The sequence below is a fragment of the Mesorhizobium sp. M1E.F.Ca.ET.045.02.1.1 genome, assembly GCF_003952485.1.
Classification (GTDB): domain Bacteria; phylum Pseudomonadota; class Alphaproteobacteria; order Rhizobiales; family Rhizobiaceae; genus Mesorhizobium.
Map to the genome: position 1 here is coordinate 4,908,801 of NZ_CP034447.1, position 25,284 is coordinate 4,934,084.

A 25,284-nucleotide genomic window follows, 5' to 3' on the forward strand; every position below is an offset into this window, starting at 1 on the left:
CTCAGGTCCGCCGCATCTCCTGGGTCCGTGGGGTCGGCCGGCCGGCGCTGGCACATAGTGGCCTCCTCGTACCGCTGCCAACCGCCGACCGGCCCCCTTTTTTCCAAGACATGATGTCAAGGCCCGCTGCAGACAGCGGTGCTCGTTCCTGCTTGCGGATCCGTCCGCCGAAAACAAAAACGCCGCCCGAGGGGGCGGCGTTTCGGCATTTCGGGATAACCAGATTACTTAATCTTGGTTTCCTTGAATTCGACGTGCTTCTTGGCGACCGGGTCGTACTTGCGGAACGACAGCTTGTCCGTCTTGGTGCGGCTGTTCTTGCTGGTCACGTAGAAGAAACCGGTGTCGGCGGTCGACAGAAGCTTGATCTTGATGTTTGCGGCTTTGGCCATGATGTTCGTCCGTTAATGTTCGTGGAGTTTTGGCCGCTGGAGCACGGGGAAAACACCCGGACGCGGGAAACTTGGCGCGACACATAAAGAACGCGCCCGGAAAGTCAAGCCCGAGCGGGCTTCGCGAGGCCCAATGCGCCTGCCGCCGGTAACGGCGAATGGGGCCGGCGGCAGGCTGGCGGTGCTTCAGGCGCTCTCCCGGACCGGCGAGGCAGACTGTTTCCAATCCCCCGTCGTGTTCCACCAGCGGTTGGGATTGGCGCGATCGTCGAGCCCTTTCGAACGGCTGGCAAGCAGGGGCTGCAGGCGGATCACCGGTTCCTCATAGCTGTGCGCCTGGTAGATGGCCTCGACGACACGAGCGGCAAGCGCCTGGTCATCGGGCAGTTCGAACGACACCTCGACGGTGCCCGGCCGCCGGCGCAACTCGATTTCGGCGCTCGCGGCAGCCCCTTCGAGCGTCCGGTAGCGCTCGATGCCTTGCGCCGACTGATAGGCATTGCCGTCATATTTGCCCATGCGCAGCGGCGTGATCGCCACGACCGCCTCCATGATGCGTTCGACATCGGCCGCCGGCGCCTGGAAAGTGACGAGCAGAAGCAGTTCCATCCTGAGGGATTTGGTCTCAAAGCCGCTGTCAATCATCTGATCTCTCCTTGCTCTTCGTCCGTTCGAGCGAGGGTATAGCAGGGGTGCTGCTGACACGGTGATGTCAGGATTGCCCGCGCCTTGGCGACATTTCCGGCTAGAGAATCTTCCGCACCAGCCTGACGCAGACCAGGAGCATGTAGGCGGCAAAGAACACCGCGAGCGACCAGCCGAAGCCCGAAGGGCCGAAGGCGTCCATGCCGATGCCGATCGCTTGCGGGCCGATCACCATGCCGACGCCATAGCAGAGCACGAAGGCGGCATTGGCGGAGGCGAGCTCATGACCGGATAGCTGCGAGCCGAGATGGGCAAGCCCGATCGTGTACATGGCGGCGACCACGCCGCCCCAGACGAACAGCAGCGCCGCCATCAGGTGCCAGTTCTGGGCGAAGAGCGGCATGAAGGCGGTGCCGGCGAGCCCGACCGTGGCGCAGGCCAGAAGCAAGTGGCGGCGGTCGGAGACGCGGTCGCTGATCATGCCGATCGGAATCTGCAAGAGCACGTTGCCGAGGCCGATCATGGTGAGCAACAGCGCCGCGTCGGCCTCCGAATAGCCGATACGGCTGCCATAAACCGGGAACAGCGAGAAGCCGCCGGTCTCGACGGCGCCGAACACCAGCACGGCGAAGGTCGCGGTCGGCACCATCCAGACATAGCGCAGGAAGTGGCTGGTTTCGCCGTCGGCGACGATCGCCGGGCTCTCGTTGCGGGCCGCAAGCACCGGAATGGCGGCGAGCGTCACCAGCCCGATGGTGACGCCGAAAGGCAGGAAGCCGCTCGAGCCCAGATGGGCGAACAGCCAGGGACCGGCGGCGAAGCCGAGCGACAGCACCGTGGCGTAGATGCCGAGCACCAGGCCGCGGCGATGCGGCGGCGCGGAGGTGCTGATCCAGAATTCCGAAAGGATGAACAGCACCGTCAGCGAGATATGCAGCGCGACACGGAGCGGAAACCACATCCAGAAGTCCGGCGCGAAATGGAAGCCGACAAAGGCAAGCGCGCCGGCGGCAATCATCAAAAGTATCGTCCATGCGACGCCGAGCCGCACGGCAAGGGGCGTGGCGAGCGGGGCGCCGGCGATGGAGGCGAGGCCGGCGACCGCAGTGTTGAGGCCGATCATCGAGGCCGAGTGACCGCGCGTCTCCAGGATGACGCTGAGCAGCGGCATGCCGAGGCCGATGGCGATGCCGACCACGCTGATCGAGGAGATTGCCGCGATCATCGGCAGCCAGTGTACGCGTTCGTCGCCCTGTTGCTGGGTATCGACCGTCATGGGATATGGATGCTCTGCTTCTAAAGGACTTCGCGGACGAAGCGGTTTCGGACGAGCCGGAAGAACGGCACGGCACCGCCCGGACGCAGCAAGGGATCGTGGGCGAGCCGCTTTTCCAGTTCTTCCAGGATCGTACGGGTAATGTCGGGAATGTCGGCCTTGCGGGCCTCGGCAAGCGGCAGCCAGACGAGTTCTTCCAACTCGTTGGTCGGACCGCCCTCCGGCAATTCCACGGCGACGTCATCGCGCCAGGCGCTGAAGAAGCGCGTGTCGAAGCGGCGCACGCGGTTGGGTGGGGTGATGGCGCGGGCGATGAAGCGCAGGACGTCAAGCGATGGCGTCACGCCGTGTTCGACGAAACCCTGCCAGTCGCGCTTGGCGGTCGCGAACGGGCCCTTGCGGCCGATCAGCAGGCCGGCTTCCTCGTAAGTCTCGCGGATTGCCGACAAGGCGATGGCGCGCGCCCGCGCAGCGCTCGCGCGTCCCGGACCGCTGGCAAGCCTCGCCTCTTCCTTGGCGTGCAGCGGGGCGGCCACCGGAATGCGGCTGTCGGCAGGGTCTGTGCGGCCGCCGGGGAAGACGAACTTCCCGGGCATGAAGGCGTGCCGGGCATGGCGCCGGCCCATCAGCACCAGAACGTCGCCGCCGCTCCGATTGAGCAGGATCAAGGTTGCGGCATCGCGCGGACGAAGCGGCCGGCCGCCGTGCACGGCCAAGCCTTTATCGAGTTTATCGACATCCGCCTTGGTCATTCCTTCCATGCGCCCGACCTAGCGGAAACTTCTCGAATGCGAAAGTGGCTTGCGGGTTCGGATCTTTGCACCAGCCCCGGACGAAAAGTCGCTGCTGTGGCAACCCCTGGAAAAGAGCTCAGCGGTTTTCCGTCGGGAATTGCGTAGAAACAAACTTGCCGCTCCAAGCCTAGGAGTGCGGCTCAAGCTCGTCCTTCTCACCGCTGAAGCCGTGCATATAGAGTGCCCATTGCAGACCGATGACGGCGCCCTTGACCGGCTGCAGCAGCGCGACGGCCAGACCAAAGGTCAGCGGCACCCAGATCAGCGCGTGCTGCCACAGCGTGAGCGTCGAGGTCGCCTCCACACCCATGAAGGCGCCAACCACGATGTGGCCGACGATGACGATCACCAGATAGGCAGGAAGGTCGTCGGCGCGATGGTGATGGAGCTCCTCGCCGCAGACGCTGCATTTGTCGACGGACTTGGTGAAGGCATAGAACAGCTTGCCTTCGCCGCAATGCGGGCAGCGGCCGAGCAGACCGCGCTTGATTGCCGTCCACAGCGGACGCGCGACGCGGCCTGAATGATGCTCACCGCCGAAAACCTGCTCTTCCACACCAAGTCCCTTCGGCATCATCTTCTCCTGCCGCGCGGCCCGAAGCGCGATTGTGACGCGCGGGCGCGGCCCTTGGCTTTGTGAAACGACCGTCGCGAGCCTGGCAGCGGCTTCGGGTCGGTCAGCATCTCGAAACGCATGGCGCCGGCCATCGGCGCGACTTCGAGCAGCCGAACCTCGACGCGGTCGGCAAGCTGGTAGCCCTTGCCGGTGCGTTCTCCGAACAGCGATCGAGCGGTTTCGTCGTAGATATAGTAGTCGCCGTCCAAACTTGACACCGGGATGAAACCATCCGCGCCGTACTGCGGCAATTGGACAAAGAGTCCCGCCTTGGTGACGCCGGAGATACGCGCGTCGAAGGTGTCGTTGATGCGCTCGGCGAGGTAGGCGGCGATCAGTCGGTCCACGGTATCGCGCTCGGCAGCCATGGCGCGGCGTTCCGTGGCCGAGATCAGCGCGGCCACCTCTTCCAGCCGGTCGGCTTCGGGCTGCGTCAGGCCACCAGGTCCAAGGCCAAGCGCTGCGATCAGGCCGCGATGCACGATCAGATCGGCATAGCGGCGGATCGGCGAGGTGAAGTGGGCGTATCGTTTCAGGTTGAGGCCGAAATGGCCGATATTCTTCGGCGAGTATTCGGCCTGGCTCTGCGAGCGCAGCACCACCTCGTTGACCAGCGCCTCGTTGTCGGCGCCACGCACGCGCTCCAGAATGCCGTTGAACTGGCTTGGCCGCATCTGTGCGCCCCGCGCCAGCGACAGGCTAAGCGTCGCCAGGAATTCGCGCAGCGATTCCTGCTTGGCAAGCGAAGGCGCGTCGTGAATGCGGTAGACGAGAGACTCTTTCTTGCCTTCCAGCGTCTCGGCGGCCGCGACATTGGCCTGGATCATGAACTCCTCGATCAGCTTGTGGGCATCGAGGCGCTCCGGGACGATGACCCGGTCGACGGTGCCGTCTGGCTTGAGCAGGATCTTGCGTTCCGGCAGCTCGAGCTCCAGCGGCTGGCGCGCGTCGCGGCCGCGCTTCAGCACGGCATAGGCATCCCACAGGGGCTTCAGAACGTTGTCGAGGATCGGCCGTGTCTTCTTGTCGGGCGCGCCGTCGATCGCTGCTTGCGCCTGCGGGTAGGCAAGCTTGGCCGCCGACTTCATCATGATGCGGTGGAAGGAGTGCCTAAGCTTGCGGCCTTCCGCCGAGAAGGTCATACGAACGGCAATCGCGGGGCGATCCTCGCCTTCGCGCAGCGAGCAGAGATCGTTGGAGATGCGCTCGGGCAGCATCGGCACGACGCGGTCCGGAAAATAGACCGAGTTGCCGCGCTTCAGCGCCTCGCGGTCGAGCGGCGTGCCGTAGCGGACATAGGCGGCGACATCGGCGATCGCCACCGTGACGATGACGCCGCCGGGATTCTTCTCGTCGGTGTCGGGTGTGGCGAAGACGGCGTCGTCATGGTCCTTGGCGTCGGCCGGATCGATGGTGACCAGCGGCAGGTCGCGCCAATCCTCGCGGCCGGCAAGCGTCGCCGGCTTGGCGGCCTCGGCTTCGGCGATGACGTCGGCCGGAAAGACATGCGGAATGTCATGGGCGTGGATGGCGATCATCGAGACCGCCTTCTCGCTGGTCAGCGACCCAAGGACGGCCAGCACCTTGGCGCGCGGCAGGCCATAGCGGGATGCCCGCGCGGGCTCGACCTCGACCAGATCGCCGTTTTTGGCGCCGTTCTGGAATTCCTTGTCGACGATCAGTTCTGGCTGCCGCCGCTCCACCGGCTCGATGCGGAAGCTGCCGTCCTTCAGCACGCGGAAAATGCCGAGCACTGCTTCGCTGCGCTTCTCGAAGATCTTCATCACCCGCCCGGTATAGGCAGGGCCGGTAGGATCCTCGGTCGGGAAGGTCTTGGCGAGCACGCGGTCGCCGATGCCGGGAACCGGGCCAGTGGCGCCGCGCGAAATGCGAATGGCGATGACAGGGGGCGAGCCGGGGCCGGTAAATTCGCTCGGATTGGCCAGAAGCACGCCGTCGGCATCGCGGCCGACAATGTCGAGCACGGCGACATGGGGCAGGGCGCCCGCGCGGGTGAGGCGCTTGCGTTCCTTCGTCAGCAGACCTTCGTCCCGAAGGTCACGCAGCAGGTCCTTCAGCCAGATGCGGTCCTCGCCGCGCAACGCGAAAGCCTTGGCGATCTCGCGTTTTCCGGAACGGTCGGGATTTTCGGCGATGTAGCGCAGGATTTCGTCGCGCGAGGGCCGGTAGTCGTCCTTGACCTTGGCCCTGGTGTCGGCGCCGCGCGGATCGCCGTGGCTTCTTCCGGAGATCCTGCGCGCCACGTTCCGCTACCCTTTCTTCGCCGCCCTGCGGAACGGCTTCTTGCCGCCTCCGCCCTTGGCTTCCTTCTCGGCGATCAAAGCGAGCGCCTCTTCCATCGTCACCGACTGCGGATCCTTGCCCTTCGGCAGCGTCGCATTGACCTTGCCGTAGTTGACGTAGGGGCCGTATTTGCCGTCGCGCACGACGATCTTGCCGCCACCGTCGGGATGGTCGCCAAGCTCCTTCAGCGCAGCGGGCGTGGCGCCGTTGCGGCCGCCCTTGCCCTTCTGCTGCTTCTCGGCGATCACCGAGACGGCGCGGTTCAGACCGATCGAGAACACGTCCTCGATGCTTTCCAGGTTGGCGTAGGTGCCGTCATGCAGCACGAAGGGTCCGTAGCGGCCAAGACCCGCCGAGATCATCTTGCCGGTTTCCGGGTGCTTGCCGACGTCGCGCGGCAATGACAGCAGCGCGATCGCCTTCTCATGATCGATCGAGTCGGCCGCCCAGCCCTTGGGCAGGCTGGAGCGCTTGGCTTCCTTGCCTTCGCCGCGCTGGATGTACGGACCGAAACGGCCGCTGCGCAGCGTGATCTCCTCGGCCGTGTACGGATCCTTGCCGAGCAGCCTGACGCCGTCCTCGCCGTTGCCGTTCTCGCCATTGGGATTGGCGGCATCGCCAAGCTGGCGGGTGTAGGAGCATTCCGGATAGTTCGAGCAGCCGACGAAGGCGCCGAACTTGCCGAGCTTCAGCGAGAGGTTGCCTGAGCCGCATTTCGGGCAGACGCGCGGGTTCGAGCCGTCCTCGCGTTCGGGGAAGACCAGCGGCGCCAGCTCGTCGTTCAGCGCGTCGAGCACGTCGGTGACGCGCAGTTCCTTGATGTCGTCGACGGCGCCGGAAAAATCCTTCCAGAAGTCGCGCAGCACGTCCTTCCAGGCGAGCTTGCCATCGGAGATCTCGTCGAGCTTTTCCTCGAGCGAAGCGGTGAAGTCGTACTCGACATAGCGTTCGAAGAAGCTTTCGAGAAAGGCCGAGAGCAGCCGGCCCTTGGCCTGCGGCACCAGCTTGCGCCGGTCGATGGCGACGTAGTCGCGATCCTCCAGCGTCTTCAGGATCGCCGTATAGGTCGACGGCCGGCCGATGCCGAGCTCTTCCAGCTTCTTGATCAGTGACGCCTCGGAATAACGCGGCGGCGGCTCGGTCGTGTGCTGGGTAGCGTTGATCGCCTGGCGGGCAAGCTGCTCCCCGGCGCGGATCTCGGGCAGGCGGCGGCTTTCCTCGTCCTCCGCATCTTCGTCCTTCTGGTCGGTATAGGCGGCGATGAAGCCGTCGAAGCGCACGACCGAGCCGACCGCGCGGAGCTCGGCGGTGCGGGCGCCGTTGATCGCCTCGATCTCTACCGTGGTGCGCTCGATCTCGGCCGGCTGCATCTGGCTGGCGATGGCGCGCTTCCAGATCAGCTCGTAAAGCCGCGCCTGGTCGGCATCGAGATATTGCCGGACCGATGCCGGCGTGCGCTTGAAATCGGTCGGGCGGATCGCCTCATGCGCTTCCTGGGCATTCTTGGCCTTGACCGAATAGTAGCGCGGCTTCTCCGGCAGGTACTTCGCGCCGAACTCGCTCGCGATGGCGTCGCGCGCGGCCTCGATCGCCTCCGGCGCCATCTGCACGCCATCGGTTCGCATATAGGTGATGAGGCCGGCGGTCTCGCCGCCGACATCCATGCCTTCGTAGAGCTTCTGCGCCACCTGCATGGTGCGGTTGGCCGAGAAGCCGAGCCGCGAGGAGGCGGCCTGCTGCAGCGTCGAAGTGGTGAAGGGCGGGCCCGGATTGCGCTTGGTGGGCTTGGCTTCCACCGACAGCGCCTTGAAGGCAGCGCCCTCCAGCATCGCCTTGATGTCGTCGGCCTGCGCCTTGTTGGCGATGTCGAGCTTCTGCAGCTTCTTGCCGGCATAGGCGGTCAGCCGCGCCTCGAAGCTGTCGTTGCGCGGCGTGTCGAGGATGGCGGCGATCTGCCAGTATTCCTCGCGGATGAAGCGCTCGATCTCGGATTCGCGATCGCAGACGAGGCGCAGCGCCACCGACTGCACGCGTCCGGCGGAACGGGCGCCCGGCAGCTTGCGCCAAAGCACGGGGGACAGCGTGAAGCCGACGAGATAGTCGAGCGCGCGGCGAGCGAGATAGGCGTCGACCAGCGGCGCGTCGATCTGGCGCGGATTGGCCATGGCCTCGAGCACGGAAGACTTGGTGATGGCGTTGAAGACGACGCGGCTGACCGGCTTGTCCTTCAGCGCCCGCTTCTGCCTCAGTACTTCCAGCACATGCCAGGAAATCGCCTCGCCCTCGCGATCCGGGTCGGTGGCGAGGATGAGCCCGTCGGCGTCCTTGACCGCCTTGGCGATGTCGGCAAGCCGCTTGCCGGAGGCCGTGTCGACCGACCAGGACATGGCGAAGTCCTCGTCGGGACGTACCGAGCCGTCCTTGGCCGGCAGATCGCGGACATGGCCGAACGAGGCAAGGACCTTATAGTTCTTGCCCAGATATTTGTTGATTGTCTTCGCCTTGGCCGGCGATTCGACGACGACGACGTCCATAAGGTCTCTTATCAATTATGAGGCGGCGGAAGAACTCCGCAGCGCACGACGAAATCCCACTCTTTTCGTCGCTCACATGGCCGTGCTTTTGCGATCGGTCAAGGGGAAGGAGCCAATTTGCGGACCTGCCGCCAGCGATACACTCTTAGAGTGTATGGCGAAGATCACATTTTTTGGGGATGGGTGAAGGCCACGTCTCGCAGGCGGCGAGGTGGCAGGCTGCCAGCGGAGAATCGCCGGCAACCTGCCGATTCCTTCGAGAAAATTCAGTCGGCCGCGACGACGTGCCAGGCGCCGGCGACGCCTTCGCCGGTCATGTCGCCGGCTTTCTTGTCCTTGACGAAAGTGTAGACCGGCTTGCCGTCATAGGCCCACATCTTGGTGCCGTCGGTGCGCTCGACGATCGTCCACTCGTCATCGGCCTTAGCGCCGGCCTCGGCCTTCAGCGGCGGCCAGTTGGCGGCGCATTTGTCGTAGCAGTTGGATTTGCCCTTTTCGTCCTTGTCAAAGGTGTAAAGCGTCATGCCCATGGCATCGGTGTAGATCTTCTTGCCGCCGACTTCGGCTTCCTTCCATGCCTCGGCGGCGTGGGCCGCGGTGGCGCCAAGCAAAAGGGCCGCAAATCCGAGTGCGATCGATTTCATGGCAATCTCTCCCTGAGAACGGGCGCGCGGCAATCGCGCGCCTGCTCAGTCAACGCATGGGGGAGGCCGTTTCTTCCTGGCCGGGCGACCACATGCCACACAATGGTGATTGGCAGGGCGGCTTCGGCATCGCTATATCGGCGCCAGCACAATCTGGGCTCATGAAATGGCATTGGACATCGGCTATGTCAGCGCGGTCGGGGCGGGGGCCATCTCGTTCCTGTCGCCTTGCGTGCTGCCGCTGGTGCCGCCCTATCTCTGCTACATGGCCGGCGTCTCGGTCGATGATTTCCGCGGCAACCAGGGCGTGACGGCACGGGAGGGCGCGCGCGGCGCCCTGCTCTATGCTTCTATAGCCTTCGTGCTCGGCTTTTCCACCGTCTTCGTCGCGCTCGGGGCCGGCGCCTCGACCATCGGCCGTCTGCTGCGCGTCTGGCAGGAGCCGCTGGCGATGGTGGCGGGCGCGCTGATCATCATCATGGGGCTGAATTTTCTCGGCATCCTGCGCATTCCGCTGCTGTCGCGCGAGGCGCGCTTCCAGTCGCAGGGCAAGCCGGCCAACATGGTTGCGGCCTATGTCATGGGGCTCGCCTTCGCCTTCGGCTGGACGCCCTGCATCGGTCCGGTGCTCGGGCCGATCCTGACTTTAGCCGGCGGCCGCGAAACCGTGGGCGAGGGTGCAATGCTGCTCGCCGCCTACTCGCTCGGCCTCGGCATTCCCTTCCTGATCGCGGCGCTGTTTTCCGGCGCCTTCATGCGATTCCTCGGCAAATTCCGCGTCCATCTCGGTCGCGTCGAGAAAGTGATGGGCGCGCTGCTGGTCGTCGCCGGCGTGTTTTTCCTCACCGGCGGGGTGCAGAGCGCGTCCTACTGGCTCCTGGAGAATTTTCCGGTGCTGGGAAGGTTGGGGTAATTTGCCACAAGGGACGTCGCAGGACCGGACGTGACGCGCAGGAGAATGCGTCTTTGCAACCGCGACGATCACTCCGGCACGCCGGAGATAGCCAGCGCCTCGACGTAACGCTCGGCAAAAACCTTGTCCAGCCATGGGTTGATCTGTCTCTGCAGGGTGAGCGTGTAGGTCGGGAACGCCTCCATCAGCCGCCGCGCCGCCGCCTGCGCCTCTTCCAGCCGGTTGAGTTTGACCAGCGCCATGATCACCACCCGGTGCGAGGAGCCGTAGTTCGGCATCTCGTGCAGCGCGCGTTCTCCCCATGCCAGCGCTTCCTCGTAGCGCTCGAGCATCAGGTAGCTCATTCCGATGCCGGAGAGCGCGATGCCCTTCTCGGGATCGATCGGGCTCAGTCGCATTGCCCTGTGAAAGTGCTCGATCGCGACGAGCGGGCGGCTGGAATGTGCGTTCACCCACCCGCAGCCCGTATGGCCCTGCGCCGAATTGGGGTTGAGCAGCAGGGATCGTTCGATCGTGCCCAGCGCCATCTCGTACTCCTTCGCGCTGTAGGCGATCACCTGCGCGGCGAAGCGTAGGCTCGTGGGGTCGTCGCGCGCTTCCGCCAGGACCTCGCGCGCCATCCGCGCGGCGACTCTGGTATCGTCGGGCTCGTGCCAGCACTGGCTCACGGACAGGCTGCGGATATAGGCGCCGAGTGCCTTCGCCAAGCTGAAGCCAGGGTCGATGCTGAGGGCCTCGTTGGTGAGCCGGCGCACGTCGGCAAAGCCTTCGCGCGTCATGCTGTAGAAGCGCGGCAGCGCGCGAAGGTAGAGGTCGTAGGCGCTGATGTAGTCGGTCGGCTTCATGCGCGCCTGCTTGATCTCCTCCAGCCGGATGCTCGGCTCGACAGCGCCGACGACGCTCTCGGTCACCTTGTCCTGCAGGTCGAAGATGTCGCTCACGTCGCCCTCGAAGCGGTCGGTCCAGACATGGTGTCCGCTGATCGCATCCACCAACTGCCCGCTGATGCGCACCCGCGATCCAGCTCTGCGGATGCTGCCTTCGAGCACGTAGCGGACGCCCAGCTCGCGCCCGACCTGGCGCAGGTCCACCGCCCGGCCCTTGTAGGTGAAGGACGAGTTGCGGGCGATCACGAAGAAGGAGTCCACCCGGCTCAATCCGGTGATGATGTCCTCCACCAGCCCGTCGGCGAAGTATTCCTGGTCGGGGTCGCCGCTCATGTTGGTGAAAGGCAGAACCGCGATCGAGGGTTTCTCGGGCAGGGGAGGCGGCGCAGCCACCGAGGCGCTGGCGTCGGTGTCAACGCGGTAGGCGCGCACAGACCGCTCGATGTTCTTGAGGCGCAGGTTGCCTAGCGGCGTGAAGCCGCAGTCGAGCTTGCCCTGAAGGTGGTCGTAGGCGGTGCCCGAGACGACCACGGCGCCGGGATCGGCGACGCTTTCGAGGCGGGCGGCGATGTTGACCCCGTCGCCGTAGAGGTCGCCATCCTCCTCGCAGACCACGTCGCCGAGATTGATGCCGATGCGGAAGCGAATCCGCTCTTCCTCGGGCGTCTCCGCCTCGTGTTCTGTCACGGCCTGCTGGATCGCCATCGCCGAGGTCACCGCGTTAACGACGCTCGCGAACTCGCACAGCATGCCGTCGCCGGTGAGCTTGACGATCCGACCCCTGTGTTCGGATACCAGCGGTTCGAGGAGGTCCCTGCGGTAGACCTTCAGCCGCTCGAGCGTGCCGCGCTCGTCGCGCTCTGTCAGGCGCGAATAGCCGACCACATCGCAAGCCAGGATCGCTGCGAGGTGGCGCTGCGTGGTCTCTGCACCGCTCGGCCAAGCGCCTGCACGCGGGCCGCCCCGCGTCCATGTCCTGCCAACTTCCAGACGCGCCACGCGCATGGTATTCATCTCTCCCAGTCTCCGCCCGTCGCCGATGCGGAACGGAGAACGCGCCTTGACCTTGCCTTCACGAGATTTCGTCATCCCGCTTGCGAGCGTGGAGCGCTCCAGCCGCCGTGCTAACAACCAACCGACGACACGCCCACGCAGCCTCTGGGGGCGCTGACACACCACTCCCAGAAGGCCGGAGATATCTCCTATGTGTGTAACCGGTTGACGCCATCGCGGCGGTGCTTTTGTATCGGGCATCCCACCAGACGTCCGCGCTTAGAGACTTCGCTCCGCCGTCTCATCGGAATTTAACCGCATTGGTGCAGCATGAGCAGCACTGCTAGCATGCTGATTCAAACGCTTTTCGTACGGTTGTCCTTTCATGAGCCAGAGATCCTGCCTGTCCGTCATCCTCGCCGCCGGCGAAGGCACGCGCATGAAAAGCGCGATGCCCAAGGTGCTGCACGCCATTGCCGGCCTACCGATGGTGGCTCATGTGGTGAAGGCGGCGGAGGCCGCCGGAGCGACGGGTCTGGCGCTGGTGATCGGCCATGGCGCCGAGGAGATGCGCAAAGCCGCGCAGAAATTCGCGCCGAAGGCCGAGACCTTCGTGCAGGAGACGCGGCTCGGCACCGCGCATGCCGTGCTCGCCGCTCGCGAAGCGATATCAAAGGGTTACGACGATATTCTCGTTATGTTCGGCGATACGCCTTTGATCGATGCCGAAGCGCTGGCGACCGCGCGGCAAAAGCTGGCGGAAGGGGCCGCTGTTGCGGTCATCGGCTTCTGTCCGCCCAATCCCACCGGCTACGGCCGGCTGATCGAAAAAGGTGGCCGATTGGTCGCCATCCGTGAGGAAAAGGACTGTTCCGAGGCGGAAAAGAAGATCGGCTTCTGCAATGCCGGAATGATGGCGGTGGCCGGCAAGCATGCGCTTCGACTGCTCGACAAGGTCGGCAACAGCAACGCCAAGGGTGAGTTCTACCTCACCGATATCGTCGAAATCGCCGGAGCGGAGGGCCTCGACGTGGTCGCCACCGAGGCGAGCTTCGAAAATGCGCTCGGCATCAACAACCGGGCCGAGCTCGCCGAAGCGGAAGCCATCTGGCAGGCGCGCCGGCGGCGCGAAGCGATGCTTGCGGGCGTGACGCTGATCGCGCCCGAAACCGTCTATTTCTCGCACGACACTGAAATCGGCGCCGATACAGTGGTCGAGCCGAATGTGTGGTTCGGCCCGGGCGTCAAGATTTCCGCCGGCGTCACGATCCATGCTTTCAGCCATCTCGCAGGCACCACCATTGCCGCGAACTGCGAGGTCGGACCGTTCGCCCGGTTGCGTCCCGGTGCCGATCTCAGAAAAAAGGCCAAGGTCGGCAATTTCTGCGAGGTCAAGCAGGCGACGATCGAGGAGGGCGCCAAGGTCAACCACCTGACCTACATCGGCGATGCGCGCGTGGGAGCCGGGGCCAATATCGGCGCCGGAACCATCACCTGCAACTATGACGGCTTTTCGAAATTCTTCACCGACATCGGCGAGGGCGCCTTCATTGGCTCGAATTCCTCGCTGGTGGCGCCGGTCACGATCGGCAAGGGCGGCTACATCGCCTCGGGCAGCGTGATCACCGAAAGCGTGCCCGACGACGCGCTGGCCTTCGGCCGCGCCCGTCAGAAGACGATCCCCGGCAAGGGCAAGGAGTTGCGGGAACGCTTCGCCTCCGCGGCAGCGGCAAGGAAGAAGGCCGCGGAATGATCGCCACGGGGCCTTTGCCGCGCCGACGCGACTGCCGCCAACGATGAACAATCGGGAAGCGGCGCCGCAAAAAGCCGAGCAATTGCAGTAACCGGATTGCAAGAGCGGTCCGTCATGGTGCATGCAGCAAAAACCGTTCCGGTGACACGGAACGAAACGCAAAGTGACTTTCGCGGCAGGCCGGCAATCCCTAGATAACGCCGGGTTTCCGCAGGGAATCGGGGGCAGCGCATGTGCGGTATCGTTGGAATTGTCGGCCATTCGCAGGTCGCGCCGCTCATCGTCGACGCGTTGAAGCGGCTCGAATATCGCGGCTATGACTCGGCCGGCGTCGCAACCATCGAGAATGGCGAGCTCGGCCGCCGCCGCGCCGAAGGCAAGCTGATCAACCTCGAACGCCGGTTGAAGGAAGAACCGCTCGACGGCACGATCGGCATCGGCCACACGCGCTGGGCAACGCATGGCGTGCCGAACGAGACCAACGCGCATCCGCATTTTTCCGACGGCGTCGCCATCGTCCACAACGGCATCATCGAGAATTTCGCCGAGCTGCGCGATGAACTGGTTCGCGACGGCTACACATTCACCTCGCAGACCGACACCGAGGTCGTCGCGCATCTGGTGGCGCGGGAACTCGCCAAGGGGTTGAAGCCGGTCGAGGCAGCGCATCAGGCGCTGAAGCGGCTCTCGGGCGCCTTCGCACTGGCGATCATGTTCAAGGGCGACGAGAACCTGCTCGTCGGCGCCCGCAACGGTCCGCCTTTAGCCGTCGGCCATGGCGACGGCGAGATGTTTTTGGGCTCGGACGCCATCGCGCTGGCGCCCTTCACCAATTCGATCACCTATCTGGAGGACGGCGATTGGGCGGTGGTGCGCCGCAACAGCGTCGAGATCTACGACATCGACGGCAACAAGGTCGACCGCAAGCGGCAGCAGTCGCTGTCGACCAGCTTCATGGTCGACAAGGGCAACCGCCGCCATTTCATGGAAAAGGAGATCCATGAGCAGCCGGAGGTGATCTCGCACACGCTGGCGCATTATGTGGATTTCGTCTCCGGCATCTCCAGGCCGCTTGAACTGCCGTTCGACTTTGCCCGGATCGGCCGGCTGGCGCTCTCGGCCTGCGGCACCGCCTATCTGGCCGGGTTGATCAGCAAATACTGGTTCGAGCGCTATGCGCGGCTGCCGGTCGACATCGACGTCGCCTCGGAATTCCGCTACCGCGAGATGCCGCTGTCGGCCACCGATGCGGCCTTCTTCATCTCGCAGTCGGGCGAGACCGCCGACACGCTGGCCTCGCTGCGCTATTGCCGCAAGGCCGGCATGAAGATCGGCGCGGTCGTCAACGTGCGGGAATCGACCATGGCGCGCGAATCCGACGTCGTGCTGCCGACGCTTGCCGGCCCCGAAATCGGCGTCGCCTCGACCAAGGCTTTCACCTGCCAACTGTCGGTGTTGGCTTCGCTCGCCGTGCGGGCAGGCGTCGCGCGCGGAACGATCTCGCGCGATGAGGAGAGGCGGCTGGTGCGCGAGCTTTCCGAGGCGCCGCGCTACGCCACCCAGGTGCTCAAGCTCGACGAGCAGATCGAACGCATCTCGCGCGAGCTCTCGCGCTACAAGGACGTGCTCTATCTCGGCCGAGACACCAATTTCCCTCTGGCCATGGAAGGGGCGCTGAAGCTCAAGGAAATCTCCTACATCCATGCCGAAGGCTATGCCGGCGGCGAGCTGAAGCATGGACCGATCGCGCTGATCGACGAGAACATGCCGGTGATCGTCATCGCGCCGCATGACCGCATCTTCGAAAAGACCGTGTCGAACATGCAGGAAGTGGCGGCGCGCGGCGGCAAGATCATCCTCATCACCGACGCCAAGGGCGCCGCCCAGGCGGGCATCAAGACGATGGAGACGATCATCCTGCCCGAAGTGCCGGAGATCATCTCGCCGATCATCTATGCGCTGCCGGTCCAGATGCTCGCCTATTTCACCGCCGTGTTCATGGGCACGGATGTCGACCAGCCGCGCAATCTGGCGAAATCGGTGACGGTGGAATAGTACCGTTAGCTTGCCTCGCGCAGTTCGAAGTACGGCTGCGGATGGTCCCTTCTTTCGTCATCCACGGGCGGAGCAGGAGCGAAGCTCCTGCGCAGACCCGAGAATGACGAAGGGAAGGATGTTTCGGCTAATTCCAAACGGAAGCAGCTTCCATCTGGAACGCTGAAAGCCTCGCCTTAGCCAACCTTCTTTAAAAACTTCGCAGTTCCAAACAAGCCCGCGGTTCACTAATCTCAGCGTCGCAATCTGCGCTGCGGTGATCCTATGTCCGACGCCCTGAAGACCTCTGGCATTGCCCGGCTCAGGAACTATTTCCTGACGGGCTTCGTCGTCTGCGCGCCGCTGGCGATCACCGCCTATATCGCCTGGTCCCTCATCGGATGGGTCGATTCCTGGGTGAAGCCCTACATTCCGGCCCGCTACAATCCCGACACCTATCTGCCGTTCCCGGTCCCCGGCTTCGGGCTGATCGTGGCGCTGGTGCTCATCACGTTCATCGGCTTCATGACGGCAAACATCGTCGGCCGCGCCATTGTCAATTTCGGCGAGCGACTGCTTGGCCGAATGCCGCTGGTGCGCGGCATCTATAGCTCGCTGAAGCAGATCTTCGAGACGGTGCTGTCGAACAAGGGCGACATGTTCCGCCAGGTCGGGCTGGTCGAATATCCGCGAAAAGGAGTCTGGTCGCTGGTCTTCGTCGCCAGCGAGAAAGAAACCGAGATCAACCAGAAGCTCGACCAGGAAGGCGATCCGCTGATCGCGGTGTTCATGCCCTGCACGCCGAACCCGACCACGGGGTTCCTGATGTATGTGCTGAAATCCGAGATTGTGCTGCTCGACATGAGCATCGAGGATGGCGCCAAGCTGATCGTTTCGGCTGGCCTTGTGGCGCCGGAGGTCAAGACCAAGCTGGTGACGCTGAACGGCGAACGGATCGAGGGTCCGCTTGCCAACCCGCCAGTCGGCGCCGGGCCTCAGCCGGCCCGCAGCAAGCGCACCGCCTCGTCGCGACCGAACAGGTAAAGCAGCAGCCGAAGCGCTTCGCCGCGTTCGGACTGCAGTTCCGGATCGCGCGACAGGATCAGTCGCGCCTCGTCGCGCGCGGCTTCGAGCAGATCGGCATGGAATTCGATGCGCGCCACCTGGAAGCCGGGGGTGCCGGACTGGCGGGTGCCCAGCAACTCGCCTTCGCCACGCAGCTTCAGATCCTCCTCGGCGATGCGGAAGCCGTCTTCGGTCTCGCGCATCACGGAAAGCCGGCGCTTCGCCGTCTCGCCGAGCGGGTCCTTGTAGAGCAGCACGCAGGAGGAGGCCCGGTCGCCGCGCCCGACGCGGCCGCGCAACTGGTGCAGTTGCGCAAGGCCGAAGCGCTCGGCATGTTCGATAACCATGATGGTGGCGTCCGGCACGTCGACGCCGACCTCGATGACGGTGGTTGCGATCAGGATGCGCGTCTCGCCCTGCTTGAAAGCGCGCATCGCCTCGTCCTTCTCGGCACCCTTCATGCGGCCATGCACCAGGCCGATCTGGTCGCCGAACAGCGGCTTCAACGAAGCGAAACGGTCCTCAGCCGACATCAGCTTGACCTCTTCGGATTCCTCGACCAGTGGGCAGATCCAATAGATCTTCTGGCCTTCGGCGACGGCGTCGCGCATGCGCCCGACCAGTTCGTCCAGCCGCTCCATCGGCAAGGTGACCGTGCGGATCGGCTGCCGGCCGGCCGGTTTCTCTGTAAGTTTCGAGACATCCATGTCGCCGAAGGCGGTGAGCACCAGCGTGCGGGGAATAGGGGTCGCCGTCATCACCAGCATGTCGGGTGCGTCGCCCTTGGCGGTGATCGCCAGCCGCTGGTGGACGCCGAAGCGGTGCTGCTCGTCGACGACGGCAAGCACGAGGTCGTGGAACGTGACCGTTTCCTGGAACAGCGCGTGGGTGCCGACGACGATGTCGATCGTGCCGCCGGCAAGACCTTCCAGCGTCTCGGTGCGCTCGCGGCCTTTTTCGCGCCCGGTGAGGATGGCAACGCGCAGCCCGGCTTTTTCCGCCAGAGGCGCGATGGTCGCCAGGTGTTGGCGTGCCAAAATCTCGGTCGGCGCCATCAGCGCGGCCTGGCCGCCTGCCTCGACCGCTCGCCCCATGGCGAGCAGGGCAACCACGGTCTTGCCGGAGCCGACGTCGCCCTGCAACAGGCGCAGCATGCGTTCGGGGTCGGCCAGATCGGCATTGATCTCGCCGAGCGCGAATTCCTGACTGGGCGTGAGCTTGTAAGGCAGGGCCGCGCGCAGCCGCTCGACGATGCGGCCGTCGCCGGTGAGCGGCCGGCCTGACAGCCGGCGGATTCTTGCCCGCACCAGCGCCAGCGACACCTGCCCGGCGAGGAATTCGTCGTAAGCCAGGCGGCGCCAGGCCGAACCCTCGACGGCGACGTCGATCGGATCCGCCGGATTGTGGATGCGGGTAAGCGCATCGCCGAAGGACGGAAAAGTGTGGCGACGCATGAAGGCGTCGTCCTGCCATTCCGGCAGTTCAGGCAGGCGACCGAGCGCCTGCCCGATGGCGCGGCGCAGCACTTTTGCCGACAGGCCGGCGGTAAGCGGATAGACCGGCTCGACCAGCGGCAGGCCCTCGGCCTCGTCGATTGGCGCGATATGGTCGGGATGGACCATGGTCGGGCGGCCGTTGAACCATTCCATGCGGCCGGAAATCACGACATGCTCGCCTTCCGGCAGCATCTTCTGCAGATAGGCGGCATGGGCATGGAAGAAGGTCAGGGCGATCTCGCCGGTGTCGTCATGGGCATAGACCCGATAGGGCACGGACCTGTTGCCGCGCGGCGGTGGCTGGTGGCGGTCGACCCGCACCTCGAGGGTGACGATCTGGCCCTCGGCCGAGAGCGCGATGCCGGGCCGGTTGCGGCGGTCGATCACCGTGTTCGGCAGCACGAACAAGAGGTCGGCGGCACGCGCGGGACGATCGCCGAGATCAGCCGGCACAACCCGTTCGATCATGGTCCCGACTTTCGGACCAATGCCGGCAAGCGAGGTAATCGGGACGAACAGAGGATCGAGGATGGTAGGACGCATGGGTGTCAGCTTATGTCGCGACGGCCGCAGCGCAAAGGCTGACACCGGTCGCTATCCACGCTATATGCGCCGCTCGAACAGGGATGCGGCGCAATGACCGGAACACAGCGATCAAGCGAGGGGTTGGATGCCCGCCGGCGTAAGCTCCTGTTCCGCTCCTGGCACCGCGGCATGCGCGAGATGGACCTCATACTCGGTTCCTTCGCCGATGCCGAGATCGGCGCCTTGACCGGCGACGAAATCGACCAATATGAAAAGCTCCTCGAAATCCCCGACACCGAATTCCTGCCGATGATCACCGGCGAACGCCCGGTTCCGCCCGATATCGATTGCGCGGTGCTGCACAAGATCCTGGCGTCGCGCCGGACCATGACATTGTGAAAAACGCATAACCCATGAGCCTCATCCCTTCCATCGGCCTGCCCAAGGGCCGCGCCGGCCAGTTCGTCGTCGACGGCGTCGCCGACGGCTATGAAGCCTTCGCGCTGGTGCGGACGGCGCAGGAGATCGCACCCGACAAGCCGGTGCTGTTCGTCGCGCGCGACGGCCAGCGGCTGCCGGCGATCATCGAAGCGCTGGCCTTCGCGGCGCCCGGCCTGCCGGTGCTGGAACTGCCCGCCTGGGACTGCCTGCCCTATGACCGTGTGTCGCCCGGCGCGGATGCCGCCGCGCGGCGGCTCGACGCGCTTTCCGCCATCATTGCGCTCGCCAGGAAGCCGCATCGCGCCGTGATCCTCACCACCGCCAATGCGCTGCTTCAGCGCATACCGCCGGCCGGGTTGATCGAAGCGCAGACCTTCCATGCCAGGCCCGGCAACCAGATCGACATGAAGGTGCTGATCGCGCGGCTGGAGACCTCCGGCTTCGAGCGCGTGCCGACCGTGCGCGACGTCGGCGAATTCGCTGTGCGCGGCGGCATCCTCGACCTCTTCGCGCCCGGCTGGAGCGAGGCGCTGAGGCTCGACTTTTTCGGCGACACGCTGGAATCGATCCGTATTTTCGACGTGGCGACCCAGCGCACCACCGGACAGCGCAAGTCGATGGCGCTGCAGGCGATGAGCGAGGTGGCGCTGACGCCGGAGACGATCAGCCGCTTCCGCCGCTCCTATATCGAGGCTTTCGGCGCACCGTCGCGCGACGACGCGCTCTACGCCGCGGTCAGCGAAGGGCGCCGCTTCGCCGGCATGGAGCACTGGCTGCCCTTCTTTTACGAACGGCTGGAGACGGTGTTCGACTATCTGCCGGATGCGCCGGTTGTCTTCGATCATCTGGCGCATGAGGCGCTGGCCGAGCGTCACACGCTGATCCTCGACCACTATGAGGCTCGCCGCAAGCAGGCCGACGGCGCGCTGAAGGATGCGGTGCCCTATAAGCCGGTGGCGCCGGACCTGCTTTACCTCTCGCCGGAGAACCTCAGAGCTTCGCTCGGCCCGCGCGAAGACATCGACTTCACCGTCTTCGATGCGCCCGATGTCGGCGGCAGAAAAGTCTTCCATGCCGGCTCGCGGCATGGCCGCCGCTTCGCCGAGGAGCGCGCCGACCCCAACATCAACGTCTTCGACGTCGTGGTGAAGCACATCGCCGACGAGCGCGCCGCGCGACGCCGTGTCGTCGTCGCCGGCTGGACCGAAGGCTCGCTCGACCGGCTCGGCCAGATCCTCGCCGAACACCATCTCGGCAACCTCAAGCCCGTCGCGACGCTTGCCGAGGTTGAAAAGCTCGAGCCGGGGCAGGCGGGGCTCGCCGTGCTGCCGCTCGAATCGGGCTTCGAGACCGACGGCATGGTCGTCGTCGCCGAGCAGGACATTCTCGGCGACAGGCTGATCCGCCGCTCGAAGCGCAAGAAGCGCGCTTCCGACTTCATCGCGGAGGCCACGTCGCTGTCTTCAGGCGACATCGTCGTCCATGCCGATCACGGCATCGGCCGCTTCGTCGGCCTGCGCACCATCGAGGCGGTCGGCGCGCCGCATGACTGCCTCGAAATCCACTACGCCGGCGACGACCGCCTGTTTCTGCCGGTGGAAAACATCGAGCTCCTGTCGCGCTACGGGTCGGACTCGGCGGAAGCCGCGCTCGACAAGCTCGGCGGCGGCGCCTGGCAGGCGCGCAAGGCGCGGCTGAAGCGGCGCCTGCTCGATATGGCCGGGCAGTTGATCCGCATCGCCGCGGAGCGGCAGATGCGCGCCGCGCCGACTATGATCCCGGCTGAAGGCCTCTATGGCGAGTTCGCCGCCCGCTTTCCCTATGAGGAAACCGACGATCAGCAGACGGCGATCGATTCCGTCATGGACGATCTCGGCGCCGGCAAGCCGATGGACCGGCTGGTCTGCGGCGACGTCGGCTTCGGTAAGACGGAAGTGGCGCTGCGCGCCGCCTTCATCGGGGCGATGGAAGGATTCCAGGTCGCGGTGGTGGTGCCGACGACATTGCTGTCGCGCCAGCACTTCAAAACTTTTTCGCAGCGCTTCTCCGGCCTGCCGATCCGCATCGCGCAGGCGTCGCGCCTGGTCGGCTCAAAGGAACTGGCCGAAACCAAGAAAGGCATCGCCGAAGGCACGGTCGACATCGTGGTCGGCACCCACGCGCTGCTCGGCAGCTCGATCTCGTTCAAGAATCTCGGCCTGCTGATCATCGACGAGGAGCAGCATTTCGGCGTCAAGCACAAGGAGCGGCTGAAGGAGCTCAAGAACGACGTGCATGTGCTGACGTTGTCGGCGACGCCGATCCCGCGCACGCTGCAACTGGCGCTGACCGGTGTGCGCGAACTGTCGCTGATCGCCACGCCGCCGGTCGACCGCATGGCGGTGCGCACCTTCATCTCGCCATTCGATCCGCTGGTCATCCGCGAGACGCTGCTGCGCGAGCGCTATCGCGGCGGCCATTCCTTCTATGTCGTGCCGCGCATCAGCGATCTTGCCGAAATCCATGATTTCTTGAGGGAATCCGTACCGGAGCTGAAAGTGGCGGTCGCCCACGGGCAGATGCCGGCCGGCGAACTCGACGACATCATGAATGCCTTCTACGACGGCCAGTACGACGTGCTCCTGTCGACGACCATCGTCGAATCCGGCCTCGACATCCCGACCGCCAACACGCTGATCATCCATCGTGCCGACATGTTCGGCCTGGCCCAGCTCTATCAGTTGCGCGGCCGTGTCGGCCGCTCGAAGGTGCGCGCCTACGCGCTGTTCACGCTGCCGGCGAACCGCAAGCTCACCGACACGGCCGAGCGCCGGCTGAAGGTGCTGCAGTCGCTCGACACGCTCGGCGCCGGCTTCCAGCTCGCCAGCCATGACCTCGACATCCGCGGCGCGGGCAATCTTCTCGGCGAAGAGCAGTCCGGGCACATCAAGGAGGTCGGTTTCGAGCTTTACCAGCAGATGCTGGAGGAGGCGGTGGCCGAGGTGAAGGATTCGGGCGAAGTGCAGGATGGCGGCTGGTCGCCGCAGATCGCGGTCGGCACGGCCGTGATGATCCCGGAAAGCTATGTGCCCGATTTGCAGCTCAGGATGGCGCTCTACCGCCGCCTCGGCGAACTCGAAACCACCGAGGAGATCGATGGTTTCGGCGCCGAGCTGATCGACCGTTTCGGGCCGCTGCCGGAGGAGGTGACGCACCTTTTGAAAATCGTCTTCATCAAGGCGCTCTGCCGCAAGGCCAATGTCGAGAAGCTCGACGCCGGACCCAAGGGCGTCGTCATTCACTTCCGCAAGCGCGAATTCCCCAACCCCGTCGGACTGGTCAGGTTCATCGGCGAGCAGGGGTCGCTGGCCAAGATCAGGGCCGATCACAGCGTCGTCTTCATCCGCGACTGGCCGAACGCAGAGAAACGCTTGGCCGGATCGGCAGTGGTGATGACGCAATTGGCGCGGTTGGTCGACAAAGCCGCCTAACGGCTTCGCCGCGGCGCTCTGGCAGGCGAAGGCATTCGCCACTGCTGAAATTCCCGTCTAGAATAGGAAATCGGCTTCGTGTAAGGAGCCGCGATCCTAGTCACAGGGTTTTGCGGGCGAGGGCCTGCTTGTTCGATTGACGCAATTCCGGATGGTGGGCACGGCGAAGTCGCCGAGCCTAAACGTTTCACACTTTCCGGGAATTGTTCTGAAAGGGCGTTTGGGTGCAGCGATGACGAAATGGTCGCCGAATTCGTGGAGAGCAAAGCCGATCAAGCAAGTTCCGGTCTATCCGGACCTTGCGGCGCTGGAGGTCACGGAAGCGCGGCTTGCCACCTACCCGCCGCTCGTTTTTGCCGGTGAGGCGCGCAAGCTAAAGAAGCAACTGGCGGCGGTCGCTGCCGGCGAAGCTTTCCTGCTCCAGGGTGGCGACTGCGCCGAGAGCTTTGCCGAGCATGGCGCCGACAACATCCGCGACTTCTTCCGCGTTTTCCTGCAGATGTCTGTCGTGCTCACCTTCGCCGGCGCGCAACCGGTGGTGAAGGTCGGCCGCGTCGCCGGCCAGTTCGCCAAGCCGCGCTCGTCCGACAGCGAGACCAAGGGCGGCGTAACCCTGCCGAGCTATCGCGGCGACATTATCAATGGCATCGAGTTCGACGCCAAGTCGCGCATCCCCGATCCGGCCAGGCAGGAGATGGCCTACCGCCAGTCGGCGGCGACACTCAATCTTCTGCGCGCCTTCGCGCAGGGCGGCTATGCCAGCCTGGAGAACGTGCATCGCTGGATGCTGGGCTTCGTCGCAGACAGCCCGCAAGGCGAAAAATACGAATCGCTCGCCAACCGCATCACCGAGACGATGGATTTCATGCGCGCGGTCGGCATCACGTCGGAAACCAATTTCGCGCTGCGCGAGACCGATTTCTACACCAGCCACGAGGCGCTGCTGCTGGGTTATGAAGAAGCGCTGACCCGCGTCGATTCGACCTCGGGCGACTGGTACGCGACCTCGGGCCACATGATCTGGATCGGCGACCGTACCCGCCAGCCCGACCATGCGCATGTCGAATATTGCCGAGGCATCAAGAACCCGCTCGGCCTGAAATGCGGTCCGTCGCTGACGCCGGACGGCCTCATGGAACTGATCGACCTGCTCAACCCCGAGAACGAGCCGGGCCGGCTGACGCTGATCGCGCGCTTTGGATCCGACAAGGTGGCGGAGCATCTGCCGAAGCTGGTGCGGGCGGTGAAGAAGGAAGGCCGCAACGTGGTGTGGTCGTCGGACCCGATGCATGGCAACACCATCGAGGCGGCCGGCTACAAAACGCGGCCATTCGACCGCATTCTCAAGGAAGTGCAGACCTTCTTCGAGGTGCATCGCGCCGAGGGCACGCATCCGGGCGGCATCCATGTCGAAATGACCGGCAAGAACGTCACCGAATGCACGGGCGGCGCCCGCGCCATTACCGCCGAGAATCTGCAGGATCGCTACCACACGCATTGCGATCCGCGCCTCAACGCCGACCAGGCGATCGAGCTCGCCTTCCTGGTCTCAGACCTCTTGAAGAAGAGCCATCCGGTCCAGCACAAGCAGGCCGCCAGCGCCTGAGCCAACTGCTGGCGATCGAACCCGGGCGCCGGAGCAAATCCGGCGCTCTTTTCGTTTGGGGCCGGCCCGGCACGGCGTTTCGCCAAAAACCTTACGAAAATTTATAGTTACGCGACCATCGCAAGACCAAGATTGAGGTGGAGGTGTCGCCGCCGCGGTCGAGAAACCGCGCACACGGCACAGGTTCCGCCATGCGTCACGAGCATGCCATCATCCATCACCGCGCGATCGACTTCTGGTCGGCGCGGGCGGCGGTGCTTGTCGTCATCTGCCTGCAGCTTCTGGTCATCAACGATCTGTCGTTCGGTCCGCGCTGGTTGGCGCCCGCGATCGAGGCGGCGCTGCTGGTGCCCCTGTCGGTCGCGACGGCCTGGACGCAGATGGCGACGCAGAAGGCCGTCGACCACGAACATTGGTACGCGATCGGCCGGTTCCGCGTCTTCATCCGCCGCACCGCCCTGGTCATGACCGGCGTCATCAGCATCATGAATTGCGGCTCGCTGGTCTTCCTGGTCAGGGCGCTGCTCGAAGGCCATGCCGGCGCCGGCACGACACTGCTGCTCGATGCGCTGAATATCTGGGTCACCAACGTCATCGTCTTCGCGCTGTGGTTCTGGAGCACCGATCGCGGCGGCCCGCCGACCTGCGGTCTGGTCAAGCGCGCGCATGCCGATTTCCTGTTCCCGCAGATGACGCTGCTAGACCGCGAGGTCCGCGACTGGCTGCCGGGCTTTGTCGACTACGTGTTTCTTGCGTTCACCAACGCGACGGCGTTTTCGCCGACCGACACCTTGCCGCTCACCCAACGCGCCAAGCTCCTGATGATGGCCGAGGCGATGATCTCGCTGCTGACGATCGCGCTGGTGGCTGCGCGTGCCGTGAACATCCTCGCTTAG

At 64.8% G+C, this 25,284-nt stretch carries 18 protein-coding genes; 8 read left to right on the plus strand and 10 right to left on the minus strand.

Going from position 1 to position 25,284, the window contains the following annotated elements; all coding sequences use genetic code 11:
* Positions 1–224: 224 nt before the first annotated feature.
* From rpmG to EJ070_RS23610, 8 genes are all read right to left on the minus strand, one after another.
* Positions 225–392 carry a 50S ribosomal protein L33 gene (gene rpmG / locus EJ070_RS23575; protein WP_006201775.1) on the minus strand — a complete coding sequence of 56 codons (168 nt, stop codon included), beginning with the start codon at positions 390–392 and terminating at the stop codon, positions 225–227.
* A gap of 186 nt (positions 393–578) precedes the next feature.
* A complete protein-coding gene (locus EJ070_RS23580; RefSeq protein WP_126093492.1) occupies positions 579–1,037 on the minus strand; it encodes a hypothetical protein in 459 nt (152 codons plus the stop codon).
* Between the two features lie 100 nt (positions 1,038–1,137).
* Positions 1,138–2,313 (minus strand): MFS transporter, encoded by a 1,176-nt coding sequence (locus tag EJ070_RS23585; RefSeq protein ID WP_126093493.1) that lies wholly within the window; start codon positions 2,311–2,313, stop codon positions 1,138–1,140.
* Positions 2,314–2,333: 20 nt separating this feature from the next.
* A complete protein-coding gene (locus EJ070_RS23590) occupies positions 2,334–3,074 on the minus strand; it encodes an NUDIX hydrolase (RefSeq protein WP_126093494.1) in 741 nt (246 codons plus the stop codon).
* A gap of 160 nt (positions 3,075–3,234) precedes the next feature.
* Entirely contained in the window at positions 3,235–3,681 is a 447-nt protein-coding gene (locus EJ070_RS23595) for a DUF983 domain-containing protein (RefSeq protein WP_126093495.1), read from the minus strand.
* Complete coding sequence (gene rnr, locus EJ070_RS23600) at positions 3,681–5,987, minus strand: ribonuclease R (protein ID WP_126093496.1); 2,307 nt, start codon at positions 5,985–5,987, stop codon at positions 3,681–3,683. The genes EJ070_RS23595 and rnr overlap by 1 nt, the downstream gene beginning before the upstream one ends.
* Positions 5,988–5,993: 6 nt before the next feature.
* Positions 5,994–8,561: a type I DNA topoisomerase gene (gene topA / locus EJ070_RS23605; RefSeq protein WP_126093497.1), complete on the minus strand. Its 2,568-nt coding sequence runs from the start codon at positions 8,559–8,561 to the stop codon at positions 5,994–5,996.
* A 266-nt stretch (positions 8,562–8,827) separates the two neighbouring features.
* On the minus strand, positions 8,828–9,205 hold the full coding sequence (locus tag EJ070_RS23610; protein ID WP_126093498.1) for a hypothetical protein: 378 nt from the start codon (positions 9,203–9,205) through the stop codon (positions 8,828–8,830).
* Positions 9,206–9,371: 166 nt separating this feature from the next.
* Between EJ070_RS23610 and EJ070_RS23615 the strand changes: the two genes are divergently transcribed.
* Positions 9,372–10,118, plus strand: coding sequence for a cytochrome c biogenesis CcdA family protein (locus tag EJ070_RS23615; protein ID WP_126093499.1), 747 nt, complete (start codon positions 9,372–9,374; stop codon positions 10,116–10,118).
* A gap of 68 nt (positions 10,119–10,186) precedes the next feature.
* Here the strand turns inward: EJ070_RS23615 and EJ070_RS23620 are convergent, their stop codons facing one another.
* The gene (locus EJ070_RS23620; RefSeq protein ID WP_245464654.1) at positions 10,187–12,019 is read right to left on the minus strand and encodes an adenylate/guanylate cyclase domain-containing protein; all 1,833 of its coding nucleotides are present in this window, start codon (positions 12,017–12,019) and stop codon (positions 10,187–10,189) included.
* 364 nt (positions 12,020–12,383) lie between these two features.
* On the opposite strand from EJ070_RS23620, the gene glmU reads away from it, so the two are divergent.
* The 3 genes from glmU to EJ070_RS23635 all read left to right on the plus strand — a co-directional run bounded on the left by glmU (position 12,384) and on the right by EJ070_RS23635 (position 16,829).
* A complete protein-coding gene (gene glmU / locus EJ070_RS23625) occupies positions 12,384–13,751 on the plus strand; it encodes a bifunctional UDP-N-acetylglucosamine diphosphorylase/glucosamine-1-phosphate N-acetyltransferase GlmU (RefSeq protein ID WP_126093500.1) in 1,368 nt (455 codons plus the stop codon).
* Positions 13,752–13,982: 231 nt separating this feature from the next.
* Complete coding sequence (glmS, locus tag EJ070_RS23630) at positions 13,983–15,806, plus strand: glutamine--fructose-6-phosphate transaminase (isomerizing) (RefSeq protein WP_126093501.1); 1,824 nt, start codon at positions 13,983–13,985, stop codon at positions 15,804–15,806.
* A gap of 264 nt (positions 15,807–16,070) precedes the next feature.
* The gene (locus EJ070_RS23635; protein WP_126093502.1) at positions 16,071–16,829 is read left to right on the plus strand and encodes a DUF502 domain-containing protein; all 759 of its coding nucleotides are present in this window, start codon (positions 16,071–16,073) and stop codon (positions 16,827–16,829) included.
* Here EJ070_RS23635 and recG read toward each other — a convergent pair.
* A complete protein-coding gene (recG, locus tag EJ070_RS23640) occupies positions 16,781–18,889 on the minus strand; it encodes an ATP-dependent DNA helicase RecG (protein WP_126093503.1) in 2,109 nt (702 codons plus the stop codon). The two genes, EJ070_RS23635 and recG, sit on opposite strands and share 49 nt — an antisense overlap.
* Positions 18,890–18,982: 93 nt before the next feature.
* Here recG and EJ070_RS23645 point away from each other — a divergent pair, with 93 nt between their 5' ends.
* The 4 genes from EJ070_RS23645 to EJ070_RS23660 all read left to right on the plus strand — a co-directional run bounded on the left by EJ070_RS23645 (position 18,983) and on the right by EJ070_RS23660 (position 25,284).
* The gene (locus EJ070_RS23645) at positions 18,983–19,270 is read left to right on the plus strand and encodes a succinate dehydrogenase assembly factor 2 (RefSeq protein WP_126093504.1); all 288 of its coding nucleotides are present in this window, start codon (positions 18,983–18,985) and stop codon (positions 19,268–19,270) included.
* A 14-nt stretch (positions 19,271–19,284) separates the two neighbouring features.
* Complete coding sequence (gene mfd / locus EJ070_RS23650; protein ID WP_126093505.1) at positions 19,285–22,782, plus strand: transcription-repair coupling factor; 3,498 nt, start codon at positions 19,285–19,287, stop codon at positions 22,780–22,782.
* A 232-nt stretch (positions 22,783–23,014) separates the two neighbouring features.
* The gene (locus tag EJ070_RS23655) at positions 23,015–24,388 is read left to right on the plus strand and encodes a 3-deoxy-7-phosphoheptulonate synthase class II (RefSeq protein WP_126093506.1); all 1,374 of its coding nucleotides are present in this window, start codon (positions 23,015–23,017) and stop codon (positions 24,386–24,388) included.
* Positions 24,389–24,579: 191 nt separating this feature from the next.
* Positions 24,580–25,284 (plus strand): hypothetical protein, encoded by a 705-nt coding sequence (locus EJ070_RS23660; protein ID WP_126093507.1) that lies wholly within the window; start codon positions 24,580–24,582, stop codon positions 25,282–25,284.

Excerpts from the sequence above, each read along its gene's own strand:
- EJ070_RS23635 (WP_126093502.1), top strand. The coding sequence starts at position 16,071 with ATGTCCGACGCCCTGAAGACCTCTGGCATTGCCCGGCTCAGGAACTAT.
- EJ070_RS23595 (WP_126093495.1), bottom strand. The coding sequence starts at position 3,681 with ATGCCGAAGGGACTTGGTGTGGAAGAGCAGGTTTTCGGCGGTGAGCAT.
- EJ070_RS23645 (WP_126093504.1), top strand. The coding sequence starts at position 18,983 with ATGACCGGAACACAGCGATCAAGCGAGGGGTTGGATGCCCGCCGGCGT.
- EJ070_RS23620 (WP_245464654.1), bottom strand. The coding sequence starts at position 12,019 with ATGAATACCATGCGCGTGGCGCGTCTGGAAGTTGGCAGGACATGGACG.
- EJ070_RS23660 (WP_126093507.1), top strand. The coding sequence starts at position 24,580 with ATGCGTCACGAGCATGCCATCATCCATCACCGCGCGATCGACTTCTGG.
- recG (WP_126093503.1), bottom strand. The coding sequence starts at position 18,889 with ATGCGTCCTACCATCCTCGATCCTCTGTTCGTCCCGATTACCTCGCTT.
- EJ070_RS23580 (WP_126093492.1), bottom strand. The coding sequence starts at position 1,037 with ATGATTGACAGCGGCTTTGAGACCAAATCCCTCAGGATGGAACTGCTT.
- EJ070_RS23585 (WP_126093493.1), bottom strand. The coding sequence starts at position 2,313 with ATGACGGTCGATACCCAGCAACAGGGCGACGAACGCGTACACTGGCTG.
- glmU (WP_126093500.1), top strand. The coding sequence starts at position 12,384 with ATGAGCCAGAGATCCTGCCTGTCCGTCATCCTCGCCGCCGGCGAAGGC.
- rpmG (WP_006201775.1), bottom strand. The coding sequence starts at position 392 with ATGGCCAAAGCCGCAAACATCAAGATCAAGCTTCTGTCGACCGCCGAC.
- EJ070_RS23610 (WP_126093498.1), bottom strand. The coding sequence starts at position 9,205 with ATGAAATCGATCGCACTCGGATTTGCGGCCCTTTTGCTTGGCGCCACC.
- topA (WP_126093497.1), bottom strand. The coding sequence starts at position 8,561 with ATGGACGTCGTCGTCGTCGAATCGCCGGCCAAGGCGAAGACAATCAAC.
- mfd (WP_126093505.1), top strand. The coding sequence starts at position 19,285 with ATGAGCCTCATCCCTTCCATCGGCCTGCCCAAGGGCCGCGCCGGCCAG.
- EJ070_RS23615 (WP_126093499.1), top strand. The coding sequence starts at position 9,372 with ATGGCATTGGACATCGGCTATGTCAGCGCGGTCGGGGCGGGGGCCATC.
- glmS (WP_126093501.1), top strand. The coding sequence starts at position 13,983 with ATGTGCGGTATCGTTGGAATTGTCGGCCATTCGCAGGTCGCGCCGCTC.
- EJ070_RS23655 (WP_126093506.1), top strand. The coding sequence starts at position 23,015 with ATGACGAAATGGTCGCCGAATTCGTGGAGAGCAAAGCCGATCAAGCAA.
- EJ070_RS23590 (WP_126093494.1), bottom strand. The coding sequence starts at position 3,074 with ATGGAAGGAATGACCAAGGCGGATGTCGATAAACTCGATAAAGGCTTG.